23 protein-coding genes and 1 pseudogene are annotated in these 26,670 nt (G+C 70.9%); 21 read left to right on the top strand and 3 right to left on the bottom strand.

What is annotated here, in order from left to right; translation table 11 throughout:
• Nucleotides 1–5 precede the first annotated feature (5 nt).
• Nucleotides 6–2,135, bottom strand: a complete 2,130-nt coding sequence (locus ACGFIB_RS35220) for an elongation factor G-like protein EF-G2 (RefSeq protein ID WP_357264991.1) — start codon at nucleotides 2,133–2,135, stop codon at nucleotides 6–8.
• A 271-nt stretch (nucleotides 2,136–2,406) separates the two neighbouring features.
• Between ACGFIB_RS35220 and pgsA the strand changes: the two genes are divergently transcribed.
• From pgsA to ACGFIB_RS35130, 18 genes and pseudogenes are all read left to right on the top strand, one after another.
• A complete protein-coding gene (gene pgsA / locus ACGFIB_RS35215; RefSeq protein ID WP_142575238.1) occupies nucleotides 2,407–3,012 on the top strand; it encodes a phosphatidylinositol phosphate synthase in 606 nt (201 codons plus the stop codon).
• The gene (locus tag ACGFIB_RS35210; RefSeq protein ID WP_357250962.1) at nucleotides 3,009–3,983 is read left to right on the top strand and encodes a phosphatidylinositol mannoside acyltransferase; all 975 of its coding nucleotides are present in this window, start codon (nucleotides 3,009–3,011) and stop codon (nucleotides 3,981–3,983) included. The genes pgsA and ACGFIB_RS35210 overlap by 4 nt, the downstream gene beginning before the upstream one ends.
• A complete protein-coding gene (locus tag ACGFIB_RS35205; protein ID WP_393377701.1) occupies nucleotides 3,980–5,113 on the top strand; it encodes a glycosyltransferase family 4 protein in 1,134 nt (377 codons plus the stop codon). Before ACGFIB_RS35210 ends, ACGFIB_RS35205 begins: the two co-directional genes overlap by 4 nt.
• A 58-nt stretch (nucleotides 5,114–5,171) precedes the next feature.
• Nucleotides 5,172–5,711 carry a hypothetical protein gene (locus tag ACGFIB_RS35200; RefSeq protein ID WP_142575187.1) on the top strand — a complete coding sequence of 180 codons (540 nt, stop codon included), beginning with the start codon at nucleotides 5,172–5,174 and terminating at the stop codon, nucleotides 5,709–5,711.
• Between the two features lie 137 nt (nucleotides 5,712–5,848).
• Nucleotides 5,849–6,850: a DUF3048 domain-containing protein gene (locus tag ACGFIB_RS35195; protein ID WP_142575188.1), complete on the top strand. Its 1,002-nt coding sequence runs from the start codon at nucleotides 5,849–5,851 to the stop codon at nucleotides 6,848–6,850.
• Nucleotides 6,851–6,957: 107 nt separating this feature from the next.
• Nucleotides 6,958–7,872 (top strand): pyridoxal 5'-phosphate synthase lyase subunit PdxS, encoded by a 915-nt coding sequence (gene pdxS, locus ACGFIB_RS35190; protein WP_142575189.1) that lies wholly within the window; start codon nucleotides 6,958–6,960, stop codon nucleotides 7,870–7,872.
• Nucleotides 7,873–7,960: 88 nt separating this feature from the next.
• Nucleotides 7,961–8,386 (top strand): MarR family winged helix-turn-helix transcriptional regulator, encoded by a 426-nt coding sequence (locus ACGFIB_RS35185; RefSeq protein WP_142575190.1) that lies wholly within the window; start codon nucleotides 7,961–7,963, stop codon nucleotides 8,384–8,386.
• Nucleotides 8,387–8,451: 65 nt separating this feature from the next.
• Nucleotides 8,452–9,042: a pyridoxal 5'-phosphate synthase glutaminase subunit PdxT gene (gene pdxT, locus ACGFIB_RS35180; RefSeq protein WP_357028339.1), complete on the top strand. Its 591-nt coding sequence runs from the start codon at nucleotides 8,452–8,454 to the stop codon at nucleotides 9,040–9,042.
• Nucleotides 9,043–9,045: 3 nt separating this feature from the next.
• The gene (locus ACGFIB_RS35175) at nucleotides 9,046–9,798 is read left to right on the top strand and encodes a YebC/PmpR family DNA-binding transcriptional regulator (protein WP_142575192.1); all 753 of its coding nucleotides are present in this window, start codon (nucleotides 9,046–9,048) and stop codon (nucleotides 9,796–9,798) included.
• Between the two features lie 166 nt (nucleotides 9,799–9,964).
• The gene (locus ACGFIB_RS35170) at nucleotides 9,965–11,152 is read left to right on the top strand and encodes a GNAT family N-acetyltransferase (protein WP_393377697.1); all 1,188 of its coding nucleotides are present in this window, start codon (nucleotides 9,965–9,967) and stop codon (nucleotides 11,150–11,152) included.
• A 106-nt stretch (nucleotides 11,153–11,258) separates the two neighbouring features.
• A pseudogene (gene ruvC / locus ACGFIB_RS35165) lies at nucleotides 11,259–11,753 on the top strand (crossover junction endodeoxyribonuclease RuvC); the annotation flags it as partial.
• A gap of 158 nt (nucleotides 11,754–11,911) precedes the next feature.
• Nucleotides 11,912–12,532 carry a Holliday junction branch migration protein RuvA gene (gene ruvA, locus ACGFIB_RS35160; RefSeq protein WP_393377695.1) on the top strand — a complete coding sequence of 207 codons (621 nt, stop codon included), beginning with the start codon at nucleotides 11,912–11,914 and terminating at the stop codon, nucleotides 12,530–12,532.
• Between the two features lie 114 nt (nucleotides 12,533–12,646).
• Entirely contained in the window at nucleotides 12,647–13,696 is a 1,050-nt protein-coding gene (gene ruvB, locus ACGFIB_RS35155) for a Holliday junction branch migration DNA helicase RuvB (protein WP_142575195.1), read from the top strand.
• Nucleotides 13,697–13,959: 263 nt separating this feature from the next.
• Nucleotides 13,960–14,307, top strand: a complete 348-nt coding sequence (gene yajC / locus ACGFIB_RS35150) for a preprotein translocase subunit YajC (RefSeq protein WP_142575196.1) — start codon at nucleotides 13,960–13,962, stop codon at nucleotides 14,305–14,307.
• An 89-nt stretch (nucleotides 14,308–14,396) separates the two neighbouring features.
• Nucleotides 14,397–16,151 carry a protein translocase subunit SecD gene (gene secD / locus ACGFIB_RS35145; RefSeq protein WP_357250954.1) on the top strand — a complete coding sequence of 585 codons (1,755 nt, stop codon included), beginning with the start codon at nucleotides 14,397–14,399 and terminating at the stop codon, nucleotides 16,149–16,151.
• The gene (gene secF / locus ACGFIB_RS35140; protein ID WP_357250952.1) at nucleotides 16,151–17,191 is read left to right on the top strand and encodes a protein translocase subunit SecF; all 1,041 of its coding nucleotides are present in this window, start codon (nucleotides 16,151–16,153) and stop codon (nucleotides 17,189–17,191) included. Before secD ends, secF begins: the two co-directional genes overlap by 1 nt.
• A gap of 84 nt (nucleotides 17,192–17,275) precedes the next feature.
• Nucleotides 17,276–17,782, top strand: coding sequence for an adenine phosphoribosyltransferase (locus ACGFIB_RS35135; RefSeq protein ID WP_357250950.1), 507 nt, complete (start codon nucleotides 17,276–17,278; stop codon nucleotides 17,780–17,782).
• 88 nt (nucleotides 17,783–17,870) lie between these two features.
• Nucleotides 17,871–20,240 carry a RelA/SpoT family protein gene (locus tag ACGFIB_RS35130; protein WP_373292534.1) on the top strand — a complete coding sequence of 790 codons (2,370 nt, stop codon included), beginning with the start codon at nucleotides 17,871–17,873 and terminating at the stop codon, nucleotides 20,238–20,240.
• Between the two features lie 309 nt (nucleotides 20,241–20,549).
• On the opposite strand, the gene ACGFIB_RS35125 is transcribed toward ACGFIB_RS35130, so the two are convergent.
• Together ACGFIB_RS35125 and ACGFIB_RS35120 are read right to left on the bottom strand one after the other, a co-directional pair.
• A complete protein-coding gene (locus ACGFIB_RS35125; RefSeq protein ID WP_142575199.1) occupies nucleotides 20,550–21,779 on the bottom strand; it encodes a DUF349 domain-containing protein in 1,230 nt (409 codons plus the stop codon).
• A 59-nt stretch (nucleotides 21,780–21,838) separates the two neighbouring features.
• A complete protein-coding gene (locus ACGFIB_RS35120; RefSeq protein ID WP_142575200.1) occupies nucleotides 21,839–22,723 on the bottom strand; it encodes a peptidylprolyl isomerase in 885 nt (294 codons plus the stop codon).
• 238 nt (nucleotides 22,724–22,961) lie between these two features.
• Between ACGFIB_RS35120 and ACGFIB_RS35115 the strand changes: the two genes are divergently transcribed.
• Genes ACGFIB_RS35115 through aspS form a run of 3 tightly spaced genes read left to right on the top strand, consistent with a single transcriptional unit; the run spans nucleotide 22,962 to nucleotide 26,670 of the window.
• Nucleotides 22,962–23,645 (top strand): MBL fold metallo-hydrolase, encoded by a 684-nt coding sequence (locus tag ACGFIB_RS35115; RefSeq protein ID WP_191054460.1) that lies wholly within the window; start codon nucleotides 22,962–22,964, stop codon nucleotides 23,643–23,645.
• Nucleotides 23,645–24,901, top strand: coding sequence for a histidine--tRNA ligase (gene hisS, locus ACGFIB_RS35110; RefSeq protein WP_357250943.1), 1,257 nt, complete (start codon nucleotides 23,645–23,647; stop codon nucleotides 24,899–24,901). Before ACGFIB_RS35115 ends, hisS begins: the two co-directional genes overlap by 1 nt.
• A complete protein-coding gene (gene aspS / locus ACGFIB_RS35105) occupies nucleotides 24,898–26,670 on the top strand; it encodes an aspartate--tRNA ligase (RefSeq protein WP_357250940.1) in 1,773 nt (590 codons plus the stop codon). The genes hisS and aspS overlap by 4 nt, the downstream gene beginning before the upstream one ends.

Here is a 26,670-nt window from a genome sequence, read left to right as displayed (position 1 = left end):
CTCCGCTACTCGCCCGTCGCGGCCACCTTGTCGGCAAGGTGGGCGGGCAGGGGCTCGTACCGAAGGAAGGAGCGGCTGAACGTGCCCGCCCCGTGGGACAGCGACCGCAGGTCGATCGAGTACCGCGTGATCTCCAGTTGCGGCACCTCGGCGCGCACCAGCGTGCGGCCGGTGCCGACCGGCTCGGTGCCGAGCACCCTGCCGCGGCGGGAGGACAGGTCGGACATCACGGCTCCGACGTACTCGTCCGACACGAGCACCGACACCTCGTCCACCGGTTCGAGCAGGTGCGTCGCCACCTTGGACGCGGCCTCCTTGAGCGCGAGCTGACCGGCGATCTGGAAGGCCATGTCGGAGGAGTCGACCGAGTGGGCCTTGCCGTCGTAGAGCGTGACGCGCACGTCGACCATCGGATAGCCGGCGACGACCCCGCGTTCCATCTGGGCCCGCACGCCCTTCTCCACGGACGGGATGAACTGCCTCGGCACCACGCCGCCCACGATCTTGTCCACGAACTCGAACCCGCCGCCCGACGGCAGCGGCTCGACCTCGATGTGGCAGATCGCGTACTGACCGTGGCCGCCGGTCTGCTTGACGTTGCGCCCCAGGCCCTGCGCCTTGCCGGCGAACGTCTCCCGCAGGGGCACGCGCAGGCCGATCTTCTCGACCTCCACCCCGTGCCGCTTGGCCAGGCGGTCGAGCAGGACGTCGGAGTGCGCCTCACCCATGCACCACAACACGAGCTGGCGGGTCTCGGCGTTGTTCTCCAGCCGCAGGGTCGGGTCCTCGGCCACCAGGCGGCTCAGGGCCTGGCTGAGCTTGTCCTCGTCGGCCTTCGACCTGGCCCTGACGGCGACCGGCAGCAGCGGTTCCGGCATGGTCCACGCCTCGACCAGCAGCGGGTCGTCCTTGTCCGAGAGCGTGTCGCCCGTCTCGGTCCGCGACAGCTTGGCGACCGCGCAGATGTCCCCGGCGACGCACTTGCCCAGGGTCCGCTGCGACTTGCCGAGCGGCGACGACAGCGCGCCCACCCGCTCGTCGACGTCGTGGTCCTCGTGCCCCCGCTCCGCCAGGCCGTGACCGGAGACGTGCACCGTCATGTCCGGGCGCAGTGTGCCCGAGAAGACCCGGACCAGGCTGATCCGTCCCACGTACGGATCGCTCGTGGTCTTCACGACCTCGGCCACGAGAGGGCCGTCGGGATCGGCGGTGATCTGCCTGCACGGCTTGCCGTCGATCGAGGTGATCTTGGGCAGCGGGTGCTCCAGAGGCGACGGGAAGCCCTGAGTGACGATCTCCAGCAGCTCCAGCATGCCGACACCCGGCGCGGTGGCGAGGACCGGGTAGAAGCCGGCCCGGGCGACCGCCTTCTCCAGGTCGTCGATGAGCACCTTGGTGTCGATCGTCTCGCCGGAGAGGTAGCGGTCCATCAGGGACTCGTCCTCGCTCTCCTGGATGATCCCCTCGATGAGGTCGCCGCGGTACTGCTCGATGAGCGCGAGCTGGTCGGCGTCCGGCTCCCGCTCGGTCCGGCGCCCGCCGCTGTAGTCGAACAGCCGATGCGACAGCAGGCCGAGCAGCCCGGTGCCGTCCACCGGCAGGTAGAGCGGCGCCACGCCGTCGCCGAACGCGTCCTGGCAGGTGGCGAGCACCTCGTCGAAGTTGGCGCGCTGGTGGTCGATCTTGGTGATGACCACGGCGCGGGGCATCCCGACGAGTGCGCACTCCTCCCAGAGCATGCGGGTGAGCCCGTCCACGCCCTCGGCCGCGGAGACGACGAACAGCGCCGCGTCGGCCGCGCGCAGCCCGGCCCGCAGGTCGCCGACGAAGTCCGCGTACCCGGGGGTGTCCAGAAAATTGATTTTGATGCCGTTGTAAACGACGGGGGCGACCGACAGGTTGACGGAACGCTGCTGGCGCACCTCCACCTCGTCGAAGTCGCTGACCGTCGTGCCGTCCTCGACCCGGCCGGGACGCTGGATGGTGCCCGTCTCCGCGAGCAGCGCCTCGACCAGCGTGGTCTTCCCGGCCCCGGAATGGCCGACCAGCACGACATTGCGCACCATGTCCGGCCGATCGGCCGCGGGTGCCCTGCCCGCGGCCCCTGTTGTCGCGCCGGTTGATCTTTCGGCCACATCGCCTCCCGAATCTCTGAGCGGTCGGGATGGGCACGTGGCACGCACCCCGCGCCGGCCGCTCGTGCCGTCGCTGTCCGCGCCCGGGGGCCTCGCCCTTCCAGGACCGTGCGGCGGCGGCTGACACGGCGGTTCACCTCCGTGACATCTCTGCGCGGTCCTGCGGGCGCGTGTTCTTCACCCTTTACCCATGTGGCGCATATCACAAGACTTTTCGGCGGAATGTGCTTGCGAGGTGCGGCGGCGCCGGATGGCCTACGATCGGACGGCGATGTTGAACATCCTGCGCCCCGCCGTCACCCGGGTCATGACCCCGCTGGGGCGAGCCCTCGCCCGCTGGGGGATCTCGCCCGACGTGATCACCACGATCGGCACACTCGGAGTGGTGGCCTCGGCTCTCGTCTTCTACCCGCTCGGGCATCTGTTCGCGGGAACGCTCGTCATCACGTTCTTCGTGCTCGCCGACCTCCTGGACGGCGTGCTGGCCCGGATGACGGGCAAGGGGAGCACGTGGGGCGCCTTCCTGGACTCCACCCTCGACCGTCTCGGTGACTCCTCGATCTTCTCGGGGCTGATCCTCTACTTCGTCCTCAAGGACGAGCCTGAGATCGTCCTCGCGATCGTCGCGCTCTTCTGTCTCGTCGCGGGAGCATTGGTCTCCTACGCCAAGGCCAGGGCCGAGGGCCTCGGCATGACCGCGAACGTCGGCATCGCCGAACGGGGGGAGCGTCTCGTGGTCGTGCTCGTCGCGGCCGGACTGTCCGGCCTCGGCGTGCCGTACATCCTGGCGGCCGGGCTCTGGCTGCTCGCCGCGGCCAGCTCCGTCACGGTGGTCCAGCGGATGGTGCACGTCTACAGACAGGCGGTGGTCAAATGAAGGGCACGGCCGGCCCACCCCCCGGGCGGCCCCCGCGATCCGGCAGGGTGCCGCTCGCCGACCGATTGGTCGCGGCGGCGTACATCGCCGGCTGGGCCGTGGTCCGATACGTGCCGGAACGGGCGGCCGCCTGGTTCTTCCGGGTCCTCGCCGACTGGCTGTGGCTCAGGCGGGGCAAGTCCGTGCGCCGCCTGGAGGCCAACCTGGCCCGCGTCGTCGGCGGTGACCCCGGCGACCACGCCGTACGCGAGCTGAGCCGGGCCGGCATGCGCTCCTACTTCCGGTACTGGATGGAGTCGTTCCGCTTCGCCGCCTACACGCGCGAGCGCATCCTCGACGGCACCCGGGCCACCGGGGGCGAGCACATCTTCGACAACCTGGCCCGGGGCAGGGGAGTGGTGGTCGCGCTGCCCCACATGGGCAACTACGACCTCGCCGGCGCCTGGCTGGTCCACATGGGTCACCGCTTCACCACCGTCACCGAGCGGCTGAAGCCGGAGTCGCTGTTCGAGCGGTTCGCCGCCTACCGCGAGCGACTCGGCATGGAGGTGTTGCCGCTGACCGGCAGGGACGGCGGCAGCGCCATGGCGTTCGGCACGCTCGCCAGGCGGCTGCGCGCGGGCAGGCCGGTCTGCCTGCCCGCCGAGCGCGACCTGACCGCCTCCGGGGTCGAGGTCGAGTTCTTCGACGCCAGGACGCGCATGGTCGCCGGCCCCGCCGTGCTGGCGATCCAGACGGGCGCCGCACTGCTGCCCGCCGTGCTGTGGTTCGACGGCGACGGCTGGGGCATCCGCATCCACGAGGAGATCCCCGTCCCCACCGAGGGGACGCGGAAGCAGAAGACCCAGGTGATGACCCAGGCCCTGGCGGCGGTGTTCGAGAAGGGCATCGCCGAGCATCCGGAGGACTGGCACATGCTCCAGCGCCTGTGGCTCGACGACCTGGAGCCCCGCGCCGGGACCGAGTCGTGAAGATCGGCATCGTCTGCCCCTACACCTGGGAGGTCCCCGGGGGTGTGCAGGCGCACATCAGGGACCTCGCCGAGGCGCTCATCGACGACGGGCACAAGGTGTCCGTCATCACCCCCGCGGCCGACGACGCCGAGCTGCCGGCGTACGTGACCTCGGCGGGCCGCGCCGTGCCCGTGCCGTACAACGGGTCGGTCGCCCGCCTGGCTTTCGGGTTCCTGTCGGCCAACCGGGTGCGCAGATGGATCAGGGAAGGCGGGTTCGACGTGCTGCACGTGCACGAGCCCGGCGTGCCGTCCCTCGGCGTGCTCGCCTGCTGGGTCGCCCGCGGGCCCATCGTGGCGACCTTCCACGCCTCCTACGAGCGGTCGCGGGCGATGTCGGTGGCCGCGCCGATGCTGCAGAGCGCGCTGGAGAAGATCACGGGCAGGATCGCGGTCTCCGACGCCGCCCGCAAGACGCTGGTGGAGCATCTCGGCGGCGACGCGGTGCTGATCCCGAACGGCGTCACGGTGCGCAGGTACGCCGAGGGCGAGCCGCTGCCGGGCTGGGGCCCGGACGGCAACGTGATCGGCTTCCTCGGGCGGATGGACGAGCCGCGCAAGGGCCTGGCCGTGCTGCTGGAGGCGTTCGCCCTGCTGGCCCCCGAGCGGCCCGCGCTGCGCCTGCTGATCGCCGGCCCCGGCGACCCCGACGACGTGCTCGGGCGGGTGCCCAAGCCGTACCGGGACAGGGTCGGGCTGCTCGGCTTGGTCAGCGAGGCCGACAAGGTGCGCGCCTACCACTCCGTGGACGTCTTCTGCGCGCCCAACCTGGGCGGGGAGAGCTTCGGCATCGTGCTCACCGAGGCCATGTCGGCCGGGGCGCCGATCCTCGCCAGCGACATTCCCGCCTTCCGGCGCGTGCTGGGCGAGGGGCAGGCGGGGGCGCTGTTCGCCACCGGGGATGCCGCCGCCCTGGCCGGGGAGGCCGCCCGGCTGCTCGACGACGCCGAGCGGCGCGCCAAGCTCTCCGACGAGGCCCGCCACGCGGTGTGGAAGTACGACTGGTCGACGGTCGCGCGGGAGGTCGTGCGCGTCTATGAGACGGTCACCCACGCCGGCGGGGGCGTGGTGGAGGAGGCGCTGCCGTGACCGTCGACACTGGCGCGGCCGGGCCCGGCGGCCCGGCGCCGCACGGGGAGGTGCCTGCGTGACCACGACCCTGATCCTCGTGGCCGCCGTGGTCGTCGTGCTGTTCGCCGTCTACGTCTCCTGGCGGGCCGGGCGGCTCGACCGTCTCCACATCCGCCTGGAGACCGCGCAGGCCGCGCTCGACGCCGCGCTGCTGCGCCGCGCCGCGGTCTGCCTTGAGCTCGCCGGCTCGCGCATCCTCGACCCCGCCACCTCGCTGGTGCTCGCCGCGGCCGCCCACGAGGCCCGTACGGCGGGGCCGGACGAGCGCGAGCACGCCGAGAGCGACCTGTCGAGGACGCTGCGGGCGGTGGTCGGCCAGGAGCGGTTCCGGGAGAAGCTGGCCGAGCATCCCGCGGGGGCGGCGCTGCTGGAGGAGCTGGACACGGCCGTCGCCAAGGTCGGCTACTCGCGCCGGTTCTACAACAACGCCGCCGGCGTCACCCGCACGGCGCAGCGGCGCTGGCTGGCCCGGTCGCTGCGCCTGGCCGGGCACACCGATCCGCCCCGCTTCTTCGACATCGACGACGAACCACCCGAATCCCTCGCTACTGGATAGTCACCTTTTGTCGGGCATTACGGTCTGATCCCGGTAAGCTCATCGCGTTTTCATCGCCATGCTGATCAACGGGTCCGCGTGGGCCAGGTTCGTCGTGCCTGGCGGCGGGGGGCTCTCCACCGGGAGGAGCGGGTACGGTGCGGGCAGGGATCGGCTTCACGCTGGCCATGGCGGTCATCCTGACCGGAACCGCGTGCTCGGGCGGTGACAAGCCGGCCGCCCAGTCTCAGGACGCGAGCCCGCTGGCGTCCCCCTCGCCGACGCCGCCTCCCGAGCATCCGTTCACGGGCCGCCCCGTCGCCGCCCGCAGACCGGTCCTCGCCGTGAAGATCGAGAACACCCACGCGGGCAAGCCGCAGATGGGCCTGCGCAGCGCCGACGTCGTCTTCGTCGAGCAGGTCGAGGGCGGGCTCACCCGGCTCATGGCGATCTTCTCCTCGAAGCTGCCCGCCCAGGTGGGGCCGGTCCGCAGCGCCCGCATCTCCGACCTGCACATCCTCCCCATGTTCGGCAAGCCCGCCCTGGCCTACTCCGGCGTGCAGACGAAGATGATCCCCTACGTCCAGAAGGCCTCGCTGTTCGACGTGTCCGACAGCCGGGTCCCCGGCGCATACACCCGCGCCGCCGGGCGGGTCGCGCCGTACAACCTGGTCGGCAGCCCCAGGAAGCTGCTGGCCAAGGCGCCGCAGGCGAGCAAGGCGGACGACATCGGCTTCGTCTTCTCCGACGAACCGCCGGCCGGGGGCACGCCGCAGAAGAGCGTCAGCGTCCGCTATCCCGCGGCCCGCTTCACGTTCGCCTGGTCGGCCGCCCAGAAGCGCTGGCTGGTGACGCAGGACGGCGAGAAGGACATGGCGGCGGAGGGCGGCCAGCAGGGCGCCCCGACGATCGTCATCCAGTGGGTGAAGACCGATCGCTCGGAGTTCCACGACTTCACCGGCAGCTACACGCCGCTCGTGCACACGGTGGGCAAGGGCACCGGCGTCGTGCTCAGGGACGGCCAGGCCTACCGCGTGAAATGGTCGCGCCCCTCGGAGAAGAAGGGCACCACCTACACCATGGCCGACGGCACGCCCATGCCGTTCGCGCGCGGCCAGGTCTGGGTCGTGCTCGCCTCGCGCAAGCCCGTCGCGCCGTGACGGACAAACAGCGTGATCGACTCTGACATAAGGGCGCGTCGGGTGCGGGATCGGCCAGCGCCTACCATGGAGGGGAATCCGTAGGCCCGCCGTCGTGAGGTAGCACCGTGTCCAGCAGCACCCCCGAAGTCAACGAGACCACCGCCGTCGGCACCGCCCGCGTGAAGCGCGGCATGGCCGAGATGCTCAAGGGCGGTGTCATCATGGACGTCGTCACCCCGGAGCAGGCGAAGATCGCCGAGGACGCCGGAGCCGTCGCGGTCATGGCGCTGGAGCGTGTCCCCGCCGACATCCGCGCCCAGGGCGGCGTGTCCCGGATGAGCGATCCCGACATGATCGACGGCATCATCGAGGCCGTCTCGATCCCGGTGATGGCCAAGGCCAGGATCGGCCACTTCGTCGAGGCCCGGGTGCTCCAGGCGCTGGGGGTCGACTACATCGACGAGTCCGAGGTCCTCACCCCGGCCGACTACGCCAACCACATCGACAAGTGGCAGTTCACCGTCCCCTTCGTGTGCGGGGCCACCAACCTCGGTGAGGCGCTGCGCCGCATCACCGAGGGCGCCGCGATGATCCGCTCCAAGGGTGAGGCCGGCACCGGCGACGTCTCCAACGCCACCACCCACATGCGCAAGATCCGGGGCGAGCTCAAGCGCCTCACCTCGCTGCCCGAGGACGAGCTGTTCGTCGCCGCCAAGGAACTGCAGGCGCCGTACGAGCTGGTGGCCGAGGTCGCCAAGACCGGCAAGCTGCCGGTGGTGCTGTTCACCGCGGGCGGCATCGCCACCCCGGCCGACGCCGCCATGATGATGCAGCTCGGCGCCGAGGGCGTGTTCGTCGGCTCGGGCATCTTCAAGTCCGGCGACCCCGCCAAGCGCGCCGCCGCCATCGTCAAGGCCACCACGTTCCACGACGACCCCGACGTGATCGCCAAGGTCTCGCGCGGCCTGGGCGAGGCGATGGTCGGCATCAACGTCGACGACATCCCGGCGCCGCACCGCCTCGCCGAGCGCGGCTGGTAGACGTCCCCGGAGGCCACGGGGCGGACGCCCGGCTGGACGTCCCAGCCGGGCGTCTCGCTGTCCGCGGCCACCGTTATGGTGACCTGCTATGACGACCGACGACACCGGACGGCTCGCCGAGAACCTGTCACGCGAGCTGCGCCACATCGTGATGCTGCTGCGCCGCACGACGGCGGGGCAGCCGGTCACCGTCCAGCAGTACTCCGTGCTCGGCTCCCTGGAGAACGGCGCGTGCCGGATGACCGAGCTGGCCGAGGAGCACGGCGTGCAGCTGCCGACGATGAGCGTGCAGGTCAACCGCCTGGAGGAGGCCGGTCTCGTCGCGCGGGGCACCGACGCCTCCGACGCGCGGGTGCGCACGGTCGAGCTGACGGGCGAGGGCCGCGACCGCCTCCGGGCCGTACGGCGGGCCAGGATCGCCTACCTGTCCGGCCGGCTGGGCGCGCTGACCCCCGAGGAGCGCGCGGACATCGCCCGCGCCCTGCCCGCCCTCGCCAAGCTGGGCCGCTCCTGATCCGTCGTTTGGGGCGCGCAGGACCGTGGCCATACCCTGAACGGGGTCACACAGGAAGGGAAACCGTGACGTCCGCACCCAAGATCGGCGTGCTCGCCCTGCAGGGCGACGTGCGCGAGCACATCCGGGCTCTGGAGGAGTCGGGCGCGTCCGCCACGCCGGTGCGCAGGCAGGAGGAGCTCGCCGCGGTCGACGCACTGGTCGTCCCGGGCGGGGAGTCGACCACGATGTGGAAGCTCGCCACCACCTTCGAGCTGCTCGAACCGCTGCGGCTGCGGATCAAGGAGGGCATGCCCGCCTACGGCTCGTGCGCCGGGATGATCATGCTGGCCGACCGGATCGAGGGCGGCATCGAGGGCCAGGAGACGCTGGGCGGCATCGACATGGCGGTCCGGCGCAACGCGTTCGGCCGCCAGGTCGACTCGTTCGAGGCCGATCTCGACTTCGCCGGGCGCGGGACGATCAGGGCCGTCTTCATCCGAGCGCCCTGGGTCGAGTCGGTGGGGCCCGACGTGGAGGTGCTGGGCCGCACCGAAGCTGGGGATAGGATCGTCGCGGTCCGACAGGGACCGTTGCTCGCGACGTCCTTCCATCCGGAGCTGACCGGCGACGCGCGAGTGCACTCGTATTTTGTCGAGATGGTGAGGGAGCTCTAGGCGATGTCCGGCCACTCCAAATGGGCGACGACGAAGCACAAGAAGGCGGCGCTGGACTCCAAGCGCGGCAAGCTTTTCGCCAAGCTCATCAAGAACATCGAGGTCGCGGCCAGGACCGGCGGGCCCGACCCGGACGGCAACCCCACGCTGTTCGACGCCATCACCAAGGCCAGGAAGAACTCGGTCCCGATCGACAACATCGAGCGGGCCCGCAAGCGCGGCGGCGGCCTCGAGGCCGGCGGCGCCGACTGGCAGACGATCATGTACGAGGGCTACGCCCCCGGCGGCGTCGCGGTCCTCATCGAGTGTCTCACCGACAACCGCAACCGTGCGGCGTCCGAGGTGCGCGTGGCGCTGACCCGCAACGGCGGCTCGCTCGCCGACCCCGGCTCGGTGTCGTACATGTTCAACCGCAAGGGCGTCGTGATCGTCCCCAAGGGGTCGCTGACCGAGGACGACGTGCTCATGGCCGTCCTCGACGCGGGGGCCGAGGAGGTCAACGACCTCGGCGAGAGCTTCGAGGTGGTCTGCGAGGCCTCCGACCTCATCCCGGTGCGCAAGGCGCTGCAGGACGCCGACGTCGACTATGAGTCGGCCGAGATGAGCTTTGTCCCGACGCTCAACGTCCCGCTGGACGAGGACGGCGCCCGCAAGATCTTCAAGCTCATCGACGCGCTCGAGGACAGCGACGATGTCCAGAACGTCTGGGCGAACTTCGACGTGAGCGACGAGGTCATGGAGAAGGTCGAGGCCTGACGCCGGAGGCGGTCACGGGCCCTTGGCCCCAAGTCGGCACGGGCCCCTGGCCCCGCGTGGGCACAGGCCCTTGGTCCGAGACGGGCACGGGCCCCTGGCCCCAGGTCGGCGAGGGGGCGGAAAACCGGTGGCAGAGGCCGCCGGGCCCCGCATAGCTTGGCCGGTTGTGGAGATCCGTCATATCGCGAGCGACGACCTGGACGCCGTCCTCGACAACCGCAGGCGCGCCTTCGGCCCGCTGTCCGGCGGCGGCGCCGAGACCTGGCGCAAGCTCGTCTCCCCGATGCTGCCCGAGGGCCGTTACCTGGGCGCCTTCGACGGCCCCCGTCTCGTCGGCGCGGCCAGGATCAACCCGTACGTCCAGTGGTGGCACGGCCGTCCCCTGTCCATGGGCGGCGTGGCGGGCGTGACGGTGTCGCCGGAGGACCGGGGCAGGGGGGTGGGCCGGGCGCTCACGCGTGCGGCCGTCGAGCGCTGCGCTGAGCTCGGCCACGCGGTCTCCGCGCTCTATCCGGCCACCACGCCGGTGTACCGGAGCGCGGGCTACGAGCACGCGGGCGTGCTCCAGCGGATCACCGTGCCCGCCGAGGCGCTGCGCACGCTGGGTGGCCCCGGCGGCGCCTCGGGGGCGGCGGCCGCGGCAGCGGTCAAGCTGCGCCGTATGGGCCCCGCCGACGCGGCCGAGCTCGTGGCCCTGATCGGCAGGGTGCACGCCGCCACCCGTGCGAGCGGGCCGCTGTGCCTCGACGAGCGGACCTGGCGGCTGTGGCTGGAGGACGACGACGACTTCTGCTACTTGGCCGAGGACGGGTTCGTCGTCTATCGGTGGAGCGACGGGGACATCGAGGTCGACAACCTGCTGGCGGGGTCGGAGGCGACGGCCAGGGCCCTGTGGTCGATCGTCGGCAGCGCTTCGACCGTCGCCAAGTCGGTGACCGCCTGCGCCGACCCCGCCGATCCGGTGCTCTGGATGCTGCGGGAGCGGTCGAAGGACGAGGTCACCCAGACCCGGTGGATGTTCCGGCTGATCGACCTGCCCGCCGCGGTCGGGGGGCGCGGCTTCCCCGCCGGGGTCCGCGTCGAGACCCCCGTCGAGGTGACCGACTCCCTGCGCCCGGGTAACGCGGGCGCCTGGATGCTGCGGGTGGACGGCGGCGCCGGCTCAGTGACGCGGCGCGACGCGCCCGCCGGGGACGCGACGAGGCTCACGATCGGCGGGATGTCCGCGCTGTTCGCCGGCGTGCCCACGGCCACGCTCCGCCGTTCCGGCCTGCTGAGCGGCGGCTCTCCCGACGCCGACGACGCGTTGGACGCCGCGTTCGGCTGCGCCGCGTACATGATTGATTACTTCTGACGCGCCCGGGCGGCCGCTGATCGCGATAGAGTGACCGGCCGAACAGATGTTCGGTCGGCGGCCCCGCCGCCGGGATCAGGGAGGCGTGCCGGTGCGGTTGCCCCAACTGCGGGTGATGGGCGTGGACCCGGGGCTGACGCGGTGCGGTCTCGGCGCGGTGGAGGGCCGTCCGGGCGCGCCGCTGAGCCTGGTGTCGGTCGGAGTGGTCCGCACCCCGGCTGAGGACGACATCGGATCCCGGCTGGTCGTCATCGAGGCGGAGATCGAGCGCTGGCTCGACGAGATCAGGCCCGACGCGGTCGCCGTCGAGCGGGTCTTCGCCCAGCACAACGTCCGTACGGTCATGGGGACGGCCCAGGCGTCGGCGGTCGCGATCGTCTGCGCGGCCCGGCGGGGGCTGCCGGTCGCGCTGCACACGCCCAGCGAGGTCAAGGCCGCCATCACGGGCAACGGCAACGCCGACAAGAAGCAGGTCGGCACGATGGTCACCCGGCTGCTGCGGCTCGACGCCATGCCCAAGCCCGCGGACGCGGCCGACGCGCTCGCCCTGGCCATCTGCCACGTCTGGCGCGGCGGCGCGCAGAATCGCCTGGCCGACGCCCTGGCCCGGGCCCGTTCGGCGGGTGCGGGCACTGCCGGCACTGTCGGCTCTGGGGGCGCTGGGGGCTCAGCAGGCAGTGGGGGCTCTGGGAGCTCTGGTAGGACTGGGAGGCCCGGCGAAGTCGCGTCCGGGCGTCCGGACCGGGGAGGGGACACGCGGTGATCGCATCCGTTGCGGGGCAGGTGGCGGCGATCGGAGCCGACAGCGCCGTGGTCGAGGTGGGCGGCGTCGGGATGCTCGTGCACTGTGCCCCGGGCACCCTGGCCGGGCTGCGCGTCGGCGAACCCGCCCGGCTGTCGACCTCGCTCGTCGTCCGCGAGGAATCGCTCACGCTGTACGGCTTCGCCTCCGACGACGAGCGCACGGTCTTCGAACTGCTCCAGTCGGCCAGCGGGGTCGGGCCGCGCCTGGCCCTGGCCATGCTCGCGGTCCACGCGCCCAACGCGCTGCGGGTCGCGGTGGCGAGCGCCGACATCAAGGCCCTGACGATGGTGCCCGGCATCGGCCAGAAGGGCGCGCAGCGCATCCTGCTCGAACTCAAGGACAAGCTCGGCACCCCGTCGGCGGCCGTCGGCGCTGCGATCAACGGCGCGGCGGCGCCGCCCGTCTGGCGCGACCAGGTGCACGCGGGACTGGTCGGGCTCGGCTACTCGTCCAGGGACGCCGACGAGGCGGTCGCGGCGGTCACCCCGGAGGCCGAGACGGAGGTCGCCGCCGGCCGCACCCCGCAGGTGGCCGCGCTGCTCAAGTCCGCCCTGCGCACGCTGAGCGTGCGGTGACCTCGTGAGGGGCCGCGCCTCGCCCGCCGTGCGGGACGAACGGCGGGCTGACGGTTCGATGAAAGTTTCACCGGGAAGCGGACGGGTCCCGGCAGGTCGAGCGGATGGTGTCGAGTGAGCTTCGAGCGGGATCTCGTGTCGCCGGAACCGGAGGGCGACGAGCGGGCGATCGAGGCCGCGCTGCGCCCCCGGCGCCTGGACGAGTTCATCGGGCAGGGCCGGGTGCGCGAGCAGCTGTCGCTGGTGCTGGAGAGCGCCCTGCGCCGCAACCGCCCGCCCGACCACGTCCTGATGAGCGGCGGCCCGGGGCTCGGCAAGACGACGCTCGCCATGATCGTCGCCTCCGAGCTCGGCGCGCCGCTGCGGATGACCTCGGGCCCGGCGCTGGAGCGCGCGGGCGACCTCGCCGCGATCCTGTCCACGCTGACCGAGGGCGAGGTCCTGTTCGTCGACGAGATCCACCGCATGGCCCGCCCGGCGGAGGAGATGCTCTATCTCGCCATGGAGGACTTCCGGGTGGACATCGTCGTCGGCAAGGGCCCCGGCGCCACCTCGATCCCCCTCGACATCGCCCCCTTCACGCTGGTGGGGGCCACCACCCGGGCGGGGCTGCTGCCCGCGCCGCTGCGCGACAGGTTCGGCTTCACCGCCCACATGGACTTCTACGAGGTGGCCGAGCTCGAACAGGTGCTGCGGCGCTCCGCCCGGCTGCTGTCGGTCGAGCTGCCGGACGAGGGCGCCCACGAGATCGCCCGCCGGTCGCGCGGCACACCCCGCATCGCCAACCGCCTGCTCCGGCGGGTGCGCGACTTCGCCGAGGTCCGCGCGGAGGGCGTGATCACCCGGGAGGTCACGGCGGCGGCGCTCAACCTGTACGAGGTCGACGCCGAGGGGCTGGACCGGCTCGACCGCGCCGTGCTCGACGCGCTGCTGCGCAAGTTCGGCGGCGGCCCGGTCGGCCTGTCGACGCTCGCGGTGGCCGTGGGGGAGGAGCCGGAGACCGTCGAGGTCGTGGCCGAGCCCTTCCTGGTGCGGCAGGGGCTGCTGGCCCGCACCCCGAGGGGCCGCGTCGCCACCGCCGCCGCCTGGGCGCACCTCGGCCTGACTCCGCCTCCTGACGCGGTCGGCTCGGTGGCGGTGTCCACGCTCTTCGACGACGCCTGATGCCCGTCTCGCCGAGCTTTGCGCCGGCGTGGCGGACGGAAGCGGAAACCGGGGCAAAGAGGTAACAGACCGATTGCGAAGCCCATGAAACGGGAACTTTCCTGCCCGCCAGGCCGTGGGTTCGTTGCCGGGCTTCTGCGAGCTCGCATACACTGCGTGGCTTGACTGGCCGCACACGCGAGCACTCGCGGTGGGCCCGCGTGTGAAGCGCACAAGACCTCCGGCGTCAGGCCGGTTCATCACGTAACGGAAGGGTGGCCCCCGTGGGTAACAACCCGCTTGGGACGTTCCTGCCACTGATCTTGCTGGTAGTGGTGTTCTACTTCCTCCTGATCCGCCCCCAGCGCAAGCGGCAGCAGGAGCAGGTCCAGATGCAGAACTCCCTCAGCCCGGGCGCCCGGGTCATGACCACGACAGGCTTGTTCGCGACGGTCGTCGCCCTCCAGGACGACGACGTCGTGCTGGAGGTGGCCCCCGGCGTCGAGACGCGCTGGACCAAGGCGGCGATCGGCAGGGTGCTCACTCCCGTGGACGAGGTGACAAGCGAGGAGACCGTGACGGACGGCTCCGACACGGGGAACGGTGACGACACGAGCACCAAGCAGTCCTGAGTAGGCTGATCACAACCTTTCGACGAAAGAACTGACCTCCAGTGGCCCCACCGACCAGTAGCCAGAGCAAGCCTGGACGCACACTCCTGTTGCTCCTCGCGCTCATCCTCGTCATGGGCGCGACGGTCGCCCTCCAGAAGGCGTTCGTCCCCAAGTTCGGCCTCGACCTCGCGGGCGGAACCACGGTGACGCTCTCGCCGGTCACGCAGAACGGCAAGGCACCGTCGCAGGAGAGCCTCGACCGCGCCGTGACGATCATCCGGCAGCGCGTCAACGGCACCGGCATCTCCGACGCCCAGGTCGCGAAGTCGAACGACAACATCGTGATCCAGATCCCGGGCGCGGGCCGTGACGAGGCGCTCCGGCTGGTGTCGACCACCGCCGAACTGCGCATGCGGCAGGTGCTCGCGGTGGCCGCCGCCACGAACCAGCCGGCCGAGGTGCCCACAGCGGCTCCCACGCCCAGCGGGTCGGCGGCGGCGACGCCCGCGGCCACGTCGAAGGCGTCCGCGCCGGCCGCGGAGAGCGCGGCCCCCAACGGCAACGCGACTCCCGCCGGGCGTGCCCTGTCGAAGGCGCTGACCGCGCCGTCGCCGGACCCGAGCACCTCGACGAGGGCCACGACGCACCGCAGGGCGGGCGCCGACGCAGGGACCGCCCGGTCCACGCGGGCCGCCCGGGCCAAGGCCTCGCCCTCGGCGGCTCCGACCCCCACGCCGACGGCCCCCCCGCAGGACATGGGCGACCCACTGGCCGGTCAGGACACCAGCGGCATCGACCCGGCGCTGCTCAACGAGTTCCGCACGATCGACTGCACCGCGAAGAACCGCGGCCAGGGCGCGATCGACGACCCGAACAAGCAGATCGTCGCCTGCAGCGACGACGGCTCGGCGCGATACATCCTGGACAAGGCCGCGGTGCAGGGCACCGAGATCAGCGGCGCGCAGGCGGGCACCGACCCCACCACCGGTGAGTGGATCGTCCAGGTCGACTTCAAGTCGAAGGGCGCCACGCAGTTCGCCGACATCACCCGGCGCATCACCACTCTGCCCGCCCCGCGCAACCAGCTCGCCAACGTGCTGGACGGCGTGGTCATCGTCGCTCCGACGATCGAAGAGGCCATTCCCGGCGGCAGCGCCCGCATCTCCGGCAGCTTCACCCAGACGACCTCCACCGAGCTGGCCGACCAGCTCAAGTACGGCGCGCTGCCGCTGAAGTTCCAGCAGAGCTCGGTCGTGTCGGTCTCCTCGACCCTCGGCCAGGACCAGCTTCACGGCGGTCTGATCGCCGGCGCGCTCGGCCTGATCGTGGTCATGATCTACCTGCTGCTCTACTACCGCGGCCTGGGAGTCATCGGCATCGCCAGCCTCTGCGTGGCCACCGTGTTCACGTACCTGACCGTGGACATCCTGAGCCACAACGCGGGCTTCCGGCTCTCGCTGCCGCACATCATCGGTCTGGTGGTCTCGATCGGCATCACCGCGGACTCGTTCATCGTCTACTTCGAACGGATCCGCGACGAGATCAAGGAGGGCCACCGCACGCTGCGCTCGGCGGTCGAGGTGGCCTGGCGGCGCGCCCGCAGGACCATCCTGGTCGCCGACGCCGTCATGTTCATCGCCGCGCTGGTGCTCTTCTTCCTCGCGGTCGGCGACGTGGCCGGCTTCGCGTTCGCGATGGGCCTGACGACGCTCATCGACATCGTGGTCGTGTTCCTGTTCACCAAGCCGCTGATGTCCCTTGTGGCGAAGCTGCGGTTCTTCTCGAAGGGCCACAAGCTGTCCGGACTCGACGCGGAGCGCATGGGCCGTACCAGCGCCGAGCAGACCCTGCAGGAGGCGTGATGCCGGGAGTGATCAGCCGCCTCTACCGCGGCGACATCAACATCGACTTCGTCGGCAAGCGCAAGATCTGGTACGGCCTGTCGGTGTTCCTGCTGGCCGTCTCGATCCTGGGCCTGGCGCTCAACGGGCTGAACCTGGGCGTGGAGTTCCGCGGCGGTTCGGTCTTCGACTTCAAGCGCACGCCGGGCTCCAGCATCGAGCAGGTTCGCGACACGGTCACGGACGCCGGAGTCCACCAGGTCATCGTGCAGCAGGCCGGACCGAACTGGCGGGTCACCACCGAGGCCCTCAAGGGCGAGGAGGTGACCAAGGTCCAGCGGACGGTTGCGCAGAAGTACGGCGTCACGGAGGACGAGGTCAGCTCGCAGGTCATCGGCGCGACCTGGGGTGGCGAGGTCTCGCAGAAGGCATGGATCGGCCTCGCGGTCTTCATGATCGCGATCATGCTGTACCTGTCGGTGGCCTTCGAGTGGCGGATGGCCCTCGCGGCGATCGTCGCCCTCGTCCACGACCTCGTGATCACGGCGGGCGTCTACGCCTGGTCGGGCTTCGAGGTCACCCCGGCGACGATGCTGGGCTTCCTCACGATCCTCGGTTACTCGTTGTACGACGCGGTCGTCGTCTTCGACATGATCAAGGAGGTCACGGGCAAGCTCGGCACGAGCGCGAAGATGACCTACACGCAGGCCGCCAACAACGCGCTCAGCCACACGCTGATCCGGTCGCTGAACACCTCGCTGGTGGCGATCCTGCCGGTGGCGGCGATCCTGTTCATCGGCACCACGCTGCTCGGCGCGGGCACGCTGAAGGACCTGTCGCTGGCCCTGTTCGTCGGCATGATCGTCGGCACCTACTCGTCCCTGTGCGTGGCGACGCCGATCCTGGTCACGCTCAAGGAGCGGGAGCCCAAGTGGCAGGCGCTGGCCCAGCGGGTGCACGCCAAGGAGGTCTCCGCGGCCAAGGCCGGCCGCGCGGCCAAGGAGCCCGTCTCCGCCGGCTCGCAGAACGTCACCGTCGCGGAGAAGCGCAAGAAGCGCTGATCCCCGGCTCGTTCGCAGGCGCCCCCGGAACCCGCCGTTCCGGGGGCGCTGTCGTCTTCCCCGGCCACGTTAGGCTTGGGCGTCGTGACTGACTGGACGGCTCTCATCAGAGATGTCCCGGACTACCCCAAGCCGGGCATCCTCTTCAAGGACATCACCCCGATACTGGCGGACCACGCGGCCTTCACGCAGGTCGTGGACGAGCTCGGGGACGGCCTGGCGTTCGACAAGGTGGTCGGCATCGAGGCGCGGGGGTTCATCCTCGCCGCGCCGGTGGCCTACCGAAGCGGCGCGGGGTTCGTACCGGTGCGCAAAAAGGGCAAGTTGCCCGCCGACACGTACGAGGCGTCCTATGATCTCGAGTACGGCTCCGCGACGATCGAGGTGCACGCCGATGCCTTCGACCCCGGCGACCGCGTTCTGATCGTGGACGACGTCCTCGCCACGGGCGGCACGGCCCGGGCGGCCGTGGAGCTGGTCGAAAGGACGGGCGCGCAGATCGTGGCCGTCTCCTTCCTGATGGAGCTGTCCTTCCTCTCCGGCCGTGACCGGCTGCCTGGCCTGGACGTGCGCACCCTGCTCACCGTCTGAGCCGTGGGCCGGTCAGGGGGCACGCGGCGGAGAGTGCTGTGGCAGCACGGATACACTGTGGAATCTGGACTCGACGTGAGGAGTCTGTGTGCCCCGTGATGTGGTCGTGCCCGACAGCGCGCGGGTCGATCGCGGAGTCATCTCCCGCGACGTCCCCGAGCCCGTCGCAGACGTGCCCCCCGACGCGGCGCGCGACCCTGCGGCGGTCCCGGAGGACAAGCCGGCGTCGCCGGCCACGCGACGGAGGCTCGCCCGTTTCGGGGGGCAGTGGGGTGCCATGAATCCGGTGTTGGAACCGCTCTTCAAGACGGTCCGTGCCACCCATCCCAAAGCAGACCTGCGGCTGATCGAGCGCGCGTACGACGTCGCCGCGTATCATCACCGCGATCAGAAGCGCAAGAGCGGTGACCCGTACATCACCCACCCGCTCGCGGTGGCGACGATCCTGGCTGAGCTGGGCACGGACGACGAGACGCTGTGCGCCGCCCTGCTGCACGACACCGTCGAGGACACCGCTTACAGCCTCGACGAGTTACGGGCCGACTTCGGCGACAACATCGCGTTGCTCGTCGACGGCGTGACCAAGCTCGACAAGGTGAAGTTCGGCGACGCGGCGCAGGCCGAGACCGTGCGCAAGATGGTCGTCGCGATGTCGCGCGACATCCGCGTGCTGGTGATCAAGCTGGCCGACCGGCTGCACAACATGCGAACCATGCGCTACATGCCCGAGCACAAGCGCCAGCAGAAGTCGCGGGAGACGCTGGAGATCTTCGCGCCGCTGGCCCACCGGCTCGGCATGAACACCATCAAGTGGGAGCTGGAGGACCTCGCGTTCGCCATGCTCTACCCGAAGCGGTACGACGAGATCGCCCGGATGGTGTCGGAGCGCGCGCCGCGCCGCGACCTGTTCCTGCACGAGGTCATCGAGAAGGTCTCCGCCGACCTGCGCGAGGCGAAGATCAAGGCGACCGTGCGCGGCCGGCCCAAGCACTACTACTCGATCTACCAGAAGATGATCGCCAAGGGTGTGGCCTTCGACGACATCTACGACCTGGTGGGCATCCGCGTGCTGGTCGACACGGTCCGCGACTGCTACGCGGCGCTCGGAACGATCCACGCCCAGTGGAAGCCGGTGCCGGGGCGGTTCAAGGACTACATCGCCATGCCCAAGTTCAACATGTACCAGTCGCTGCACACGACGGTCATGGGCCCCGAGGGCAAGGCCATCGAGCTCCAGATCCGCACGCGGGCCATGCACAACCGCGCCGAGTACGGCGTGGCCGCGCACTGGAAGTACAAGGAGGAGACGGTCGGGTCCGGTCCCGGCAAGGTCAAGCAGGTCAACGACATGGCCTGGCTCCGCCAGCTGCTGGACTGGCAGAAGGAGACCTCCGATCCCGGGGAGTTCCTGGAGTCGCTGCGCTTCGACCTGTCGGTGTCGGAGGTGTTCGTCTTCACCCCGCGCGGCCAGGTGATCGCCCTGCCCGAGGGCGCCACCCCGGTCGACTTCGCGTACGCCGTGCACACCGAGGTCGGCCACCGATGTATCGGCGCGCGGGTGAACGGCAGGCTGGTCCCGCTGGAGTCCCGGCTCGGCAACGGCGACACCGTCGAGATCTTCACGTCGAAGTCGCCGGACGCGGGGCCGTCGCGGGACTGGCTCAAGTTCGTCAAGAGCGGCCGGGCCCGCAACAAGATCCGCCAGTGGTTCACCAAGGAGCGCCGCGAGACCGCCATCGAGGCGGGCAAGGAGGCGATCGGGCGGGCCATGCGCAAGCAGGGCCTGCCGCTGCAGCGGCTGATGTCCGGCGAGGCGCTGCTGGCCCTGGCCAGGGACCTGCGCTACGCCGACGTCTCGGCCCTGTACGCGGCCGTCGGCGAGGGGCACCTCACCGCGCAGTCGGTTGTGGACAAGCTCGTACAGGCCCTGGGCGGCGTCGAGGGGGCCGAGGAGGACATCGCCGAGGCCCAGGTCCCCACGCGGCTCAAGGGCCGTCTGAGGGCCAACTCGAACGCCGGCGTGATGGTCGCGGGCGACCCCGACGTGTGGGTCCGCCTGTCGCGCTGCTGCACGCCGGTGCCGGGAGACGAGATCGTCGGGTTCGTCACGCGGGGGCACGGCGTGTCCGTGCACCGCAACAACTGCCCCAACGTGGAGCAGCTCAACTCCCACCCCGACCGGCTGGTGGAGGTCTCCTGGTCGCCCGGGGACGACTCGGTCTTCCTCGTCGCCATCCAGGTGGAGGCGCTCGACCGGCCACGGCTGCTGTCCGACGTCACGCGGACCCTGTCCGACCAGCACGTGAACATCCTGTCGGCCTCGGTGACGACCAGCCGCGACCGGGTGGCGATCAGCAAGTTCACCTTCGAGATGGGCGACCCCAAGCACCTCGGCCACGTGCTCAAGGCGGTGCGCACCGTCGGGGGCGTCTACGACGTCTACCGCGTCACCAGCTAACCCCCTCCACGGGCGTGATCTTGTAGTTTGTCGCAGGGAGGGCGCGCGACGTTCGCGGACGCACTCCGTGATCTTGCACTGAACGCATTCACGGCATGAACGAGCTGCAGACACGCTGCGCGTGATCATGCACTCGACGGGCGTGCAGCCGCGCGTCCCGACCTCGATGCATGATCACGAAGTTTCTTCGCCCAGGCCGGGGTGGAGTGGGGCCGAATCAGTGCAAGATCACGGAATGCGTCTGCCCAGCTCAGCCCCCCGGCGTGCGACAAACTACAAGATCACGCCGAGGGGGAGTGGGGGGAGGGGTCAGGAGAACTCGGCGAGCGTCCGCTCCGCCTCCTGGAGCCAGGAGCGCCGGGCGGCCAGCGCCTCCTCCGCCTCCTTGGCGTCCTTGTCCCGGCCGGCCGTCTGGGCCTTAGCCAGCCGCGTCTCCAGCTGGTCGATCGACCTGAGGAGCTGGTTGACCGTGTCCTGGGCGCGGGCCCTGGCCTCCGGGTTGGAGCGCTTCCACTCGGTGTCCTCGGCCCTGCGGACCGCGTCGTCGATCTTGCGCAGCCCGCCCTCCAGGCGGTCGCGCTGCTCGCGCGGCACCGGGCCCGCGGCCTCCCAGCGCTCCAGGATGCCGCGCAGCGCCGAACGCGCGGTGCGCGCGTCGGTGACCGGCAGCAGCTTCTCGGCCTCCGCCAGCAGGGCCTCCTTCGCCTCCGCGTTGGCCGCGAAGGAGGCGTCCCGCTCCGCGAACACCGCCGAGCGGGCCTGGAAGAACTGGTCCTGGGCGCCCTTGAACCGCGTCCACAGCTCGTCCTCGACCTCGCGGGAGGCGCGCCCGGCGGCCTTCCACTCGCGCATCAGCTCCCGGTAGGCCGCCGCGGTGGCGTTCCAGTCCGTCGAGTCCGCCAGCGCCTCCGCCTCGCTCACGATGCGCTCCTTGGTGCCGCGCACCGCGTCACGCTGCTGGTCGAGCGAGGAGAAGTACGCCTTGCGCCGCTTGGCGAAGGCCGTACGCGCCGTGGACAGCTTCTTCCACAGCGTCGCCTCGGTGGCCCGGTCGACCCGCTCGGCGGCCTTCCACTCCTCGACGAGCTGCCGCAGCCGCTCGCCGCCGGACTTCCAGTGCGTCGTCTCCTCGGCGATGCGCTCGGCCTCGGCGACGATGCGCTCCTTCACCTCGCGCGCGTGCACCCGAGCCTGGTCGCGCGCGGCCCGCAGTTCCTCGCGCCGCTTGCCGACCAGCTCGGTCAGCGCCGTCAACCGGTCCTGCAGCGAGCCGAGGTCGCCGACCGCGTGCGCCTCGGTCACCGACTCCCGCAACTTGGTGATGCTCGCCTCGGCCTGGGCCGGCGCGAGGTCGGTGCCGCGCACCCGCTGCTCCAGGAGCTGCACCTGGCCCGCCAGCTCGTCGAACTTCCGGCGGTAGTAGGCCAGCGCCTCCTCCGGCTCACCGGCCTGCCAGGACCCGACGGCCCGTTCTCCCTCAGCCGTACGCACGTAGACGGTGCCGTCCTCGTCTACCCGGCCCCACGGGTCGGTGCTCACCGTGTCCTCCCGCACTTGAATCAGCCTCCAGGGCTCGATGTGCCCTTGGTTGTATTACGTCAGCTCTTGCTGGTGATTGTCACGTCTTTGATGACCACGGGCTGCTTCGGGGCACCAGTGCCGTCCCCGCCGGCGCTGGCGATGACGCCCTTCTTGGCGACCTTGTCCACGATTTCGAGTCCTTTGGTCACCGTACCGAAAGGCGTGTAGTCGGGCGTCAGCCCGGTGTCTCCGAACACGATGAAGAACTGGCTTCCGTTGGTGTTCGGTCCGCTGTTCGCCATCGCGAGCACGCCCCGGGTGTACTTCGCGCCCGCGAGGTTCTCGTTGGCGAAGCGGTAGCCCGGGCCGCCCTGGCCGTCGGTCGGGTTCTTGCCGTCGGCCTTGGCCAGCGGGTCCCCGCACTGCAGGATCGGGAAGTCCGTGCCCATCCGGTGGCACTTCGTGTCGTCGAAGTAGTCCTTCGAGGCCAGGAACTTGAACGAGTTGACCGTGCAGGGCGCCTTCTCGCTGTCCAGCCTCGCGACGATGTCGCCGAGGTTGGTCTTGATGGTCATGGTCGCCGGGGCGGTGCTCACCTTCTCCGGCGGCGTCCCCACGTTCTTGACCTGACCGCTGCTCTCGTCGGCGACGTAGCCGCAGGTGCCCTTGGCGGGGTCGTACGGCTTGGGGTCGTTCGCGAGGGGCTGGCTGCTCGCCGAGGCCGACGCGGACGCGGACGCCGTGGCGTCGCCGTCGCCGCCGCCCATTAGGGTCGTCGCCGCCACCACGCCGCCGATCACCACCACCACGGCCGCGGTGGTGCCTATGATCGCGTTGCGTCGTGTCTTCTGCTCGCGCTCCACGCGTGCCCGCAACTGCCGTTCGTAGTGTTCCCGGGCCAGCTGCTTCTGCCGGTCCTTGCCGGTGACCACTTCGACCTCCCGACTCGTCCTGTTTCTCATGGTCGTACGCCCGGACGCGATCTCGCCGGGGCGGCCCGCCACACCCGGGAGGTGCTCCGGGAACGGTGGCCTGTTCTATAGCATCCGGCTCGACTGCTCCAAGAATGACTATTGAGGTGGGCGAATCGTATCGGCTGACGGGTATTGGTTCGCAGCCTGCCGACCCGCACCGGTACCCTTCGGTTACATTCGCTCGCGCAATCCTTGATTGATCCGTAGAGACGCAGAGGCCGCTTCCGTGCTCGTCGCCGGGTTTCCCGCAGGGTCGTTCCAGACCAACTGTTACGTCGTCGCTCCCGCAGCAGGCGAGGAGTGCGTGGTCATCGACCCAGGTCAGGACGCTGTTGCGGATCTCGACGCGCTGCTGGGTGAGCACCGGCTGAAGCCGGTCGCGGTGCTGCTCACCCACGGCCACATCGACCACGTGTGGTCGGTGGCCCCGGTGTGCGGCGCCCGCGACGTGCCCGCGTGGATCCACCCGGATGACCGCGATCTGCTGTCGGACCCGGCGAAGGGGTTCTCGCCGCAGACGGGCCAGGTGTTCGGCGGGCTGAAACTTTCCGAGCCCGACGACGTGCGGGAGCTGGCCGACGGGGCCGTGCTGTCGCTGGCCGGGCTCGAGCTCACGGTCGAGCACAGGCCGGGCCATACCAGGGGGTCGGTGACGTTCCGGACGCCCGTCGAGGACTTCCAGGTCCTGTTCGCGGGCGACCTGCTGTTCGCCGGCTCCATCGGCCGCACCGACCTGCCCGGCGGGGACCACGCCGCCATCCTGCGCAGCCTCGCCAAGACGCTGACGCTGCCGGACGAGACAACGGTCCTGCCCGGCCACGGACCTCAGACGACCATCGGCCGCGAGCGCGCGACCAACCCCTTCCTCAGGGACGTCGCGCCGCACGCAGGCCCGACCAGGGGATTGTGATGACCTTTCAGGCGCCCAAGGGCACCTTCGACTGGATGCCCCCGCGTTCGGAGTGGGCTCTCGCCGTACGGGACGCCCTGGCCGCGCCGGCCCGCCGCGCCGGCTACGGCTACATCGAGACGCCGGCCTTCGAGGACACCTCGCTGTTCTCGCGCGGCGTCGGCGAGTCGACCGACATCGTGACCAAGGAGATGTACACGTTCACGAGCCGGGGCGGCCAGTCGCTGACGCTGCGCCCCGAGGGCACCGCGAGCGTGGTGCGGGCCGTGCTCGAACACGGCCTGTACGGCGGGCCGCTGCCGATCAAGCTGTGGTACTCGGGCAGCTACTTCCGCTACGAGCGGGCCCAGGCCGGACGCTACCGCCACTTCTCCCAGGTGGGGGCGGAGGCCCTGGGGGCCGAGGACCCGGCGCTCGACGCCGAGCTCATCGTCCTCGCGATGGACGGCTACGCCTCGCTGGGCCTGCGCGGCGTCCGGCTGCTGCTGAACTCGCTGGGCTGCAAGGAGTGCCGCCCGGCCTACCGCGCCGCGCTGCAGGACTTCCTGCGCGGCCTGGACCTCGACGAGCCCACCCGCGACCGGATCGAGATCAACCCGCTGCGGGTGCTCGACGACAAGCGCCCCGAGGTGCGCGCGCAGCTGGAGAACGCGCCGCTGGTCACCGATCACCTGTGCGGGGCCTGCAAGGCCTACCACGAGGAGGTCAGGGGCCTGCTGACGGCCGCCGGCGTGGCGTACGAGGACGACCCCCGGCTCGTGCGCGGCCTGGACTACTACACGCGTACGACCTTCGAGTTCCTGCACGACGGCCTGGGCGCCCAGTCCGCGGTCGGCGGGGGAGGACGCTACGACGGGCTGAGCGAGCAGATCGGCGGCCCGGCGCTGCCCAGCGTGGGCTGGGCCCTCGGGGTGGACCGCACGGTGCTCGCGATGGAGGCCGAGGGCCTGCTGGCCGAGCGGCCCCGCGGCGTCGAGGTGTTCGCCGTGCCGCTCGGCGAGGAGGCCAGGCGGCGCGTGTTCCCGCTCGTGAGCGAGCTGCGCCGGGCCGGTCTCGCCGTGGACATGGCCTTCGGCGGCCGTGGCGTCAAGGGCGCGATGAAGGCCGCCGACCGCAGCGGCGCGCGGTACGCGCTCATCCTCGGCGACCGAGATATCGAGGCGGGCGCCGTGCAAGTGAAAGACCTGACCACAGCCGACCAGACCGCGGTTCCACTCGCGGAGGTCGTCGAGTTCTTGAAGGGGAAACTCTCGTGATCCGCACCCACGAGGCAGGCACGCTCCGCAAGGAGCACGCGGGCCAGAAGGTGACGCTCGCCGGATGGGTGGCGCGCCGGCGCGACCACGGCGGCGTGGTCTTCATCGACCTGCGCGACGCCTCCGGCTCGGCCCAGGTGGTCTTCCGCGAGGAGGACCACGCCCACGACCTGCGCGCGGAATACTGCGTGAAGGTCACCGGCGAGGTACGCCACCGCCCGGCCGGCAACGACAACCCCGATCTGCCCACCGGCGAGATCGAGGTCGTCGCCTCCGAGGTGGAGGTGCTGAGCGAGTCGGCCCCGCTGCCGTTCCCGATCGAGGGCGGCTCGGGCGTGTCGGAGGAGGCGCGGCTGAAGTACCGCTACCTCGACATCCGCCGCCAGCACATCGCCGACGCGCTGCGGATCCGCTCGCAGGCGACCTACCTCGCCAACGAGGTCATGCGCGAGCGCGGGTTCGTCTATGTCGAGACCCCGAGCCTGACCCGCTCGACGCCCGAGGGCGCCCGCGACTTCCTGGTGCCCGTGCGGCTCCAGCCGGGCAGCTGGTATGCCCTGCCGCAGTCGCCGCAGCTGTTCAAGCAGCTCCTCATGGTCTCCGGCCTGGAGCGCTACTACCAGCTCGCCCGCTGTTTCCGCGACGAGGACCTGCGGGCCGACCGGCAGCCCGAGTTCACCCAGATCGACATCGAGATGTCCTTCGTGGACCAGGACGACGTGATCGAGCTGGGCGAGGCGCTGATCGGGCGGATCTGGAAGGAGACGCTCGGCTACGAGCTGCCCACGCCGCTGCCCCGGATGACGTACGCCGAGGCCATGGCGCGGTACGGCTCGGACAAGCCGGACCTGCGCTTCGGCGTCGAGCTGACCGACCTCACGGACTACTTCTCCGGCACCTCGTTCCGCGTCTTCCAGGCGCCGTACGTGGGCGCGGTCGTGATGCCCGGCGGGGGCTCGCAGACCCGCAAGGAGCTCGACGCCTGGCAGGAGTGGGCCAAGTCGCGCGGCGCCCGCGGCCTCGCGTACGTGCTGGTGCAGGAGGACGGCACGCTGGGCGGCCCGGTGGCCAAGAACCTGTCGGAGACCGAGCTGGCCGGCCTCGCCGGGAAGACCGGCGCCAAGCCCGGCGACGCGATCTTCTTCGCGGCCGGCGCACGCGCGGCCTCCCGCGACCTGCTGGGTGCGGCCCGTCTGGAGATCGGCCGCCGCTGCGACCTGATCGACGAGTCGCAGTGGTCGTTCCTGTGGATCGTCGACGCCCCGATGTTCGAGGAGGATGGAGAGGGCGGCTGGACCCCGGTCCACCACCCGTTCACCTCCCCGAAGCCGGAGTGGGCCGACATCTTCCAGGACAAGCCGGGCGAGGCTCTGGCCTACGCCTACGACATGGTCTGCAACGGCATGGAGATCGGCGGCGGCTCGATCCGTATCCACCGCGCCGAGATGCAGCAGCGCGTGTTCGACGTGCTCGGCATCTCCAAGGGGGAGGCCGAGAGCAAGTTCGGCTGGCTGCTTGAGGCGTTCAAGTACGGCCCGCCGCCGCACGGAGGCATCGCCTACGGCTGGGACCGCGTCTGCATGCTGCTGGCGGGCGGTGAGTCGATCCGGGACGTGATCGCTTTCCCGAAGACGGCGTCCGGCTACGACCCGCTGAGCGGGGCGCCCACCCCGATCAGCCCGGACCAGCGCAAGGAGGCCGGCGTGGACGCCACGCCCAAGGCCGACAAGGGCGAGGCCGACAAGCCCGAGCCCGCGCCCGCGCAGTAG

The organism is Microbispora bryophytorum, from assembly GCF_043197435.1.
GTDB lineage: Bacteria > Actinomycetota > Actinomycetes > Streptosporangiales > Streptosporangiaceae > Microbispora > Microbispora bryophytorum.
Note: the sequence above shows the minus strand (reverse complement) of the source record. Positions and strands in the feature narration are given on the sequence as shown.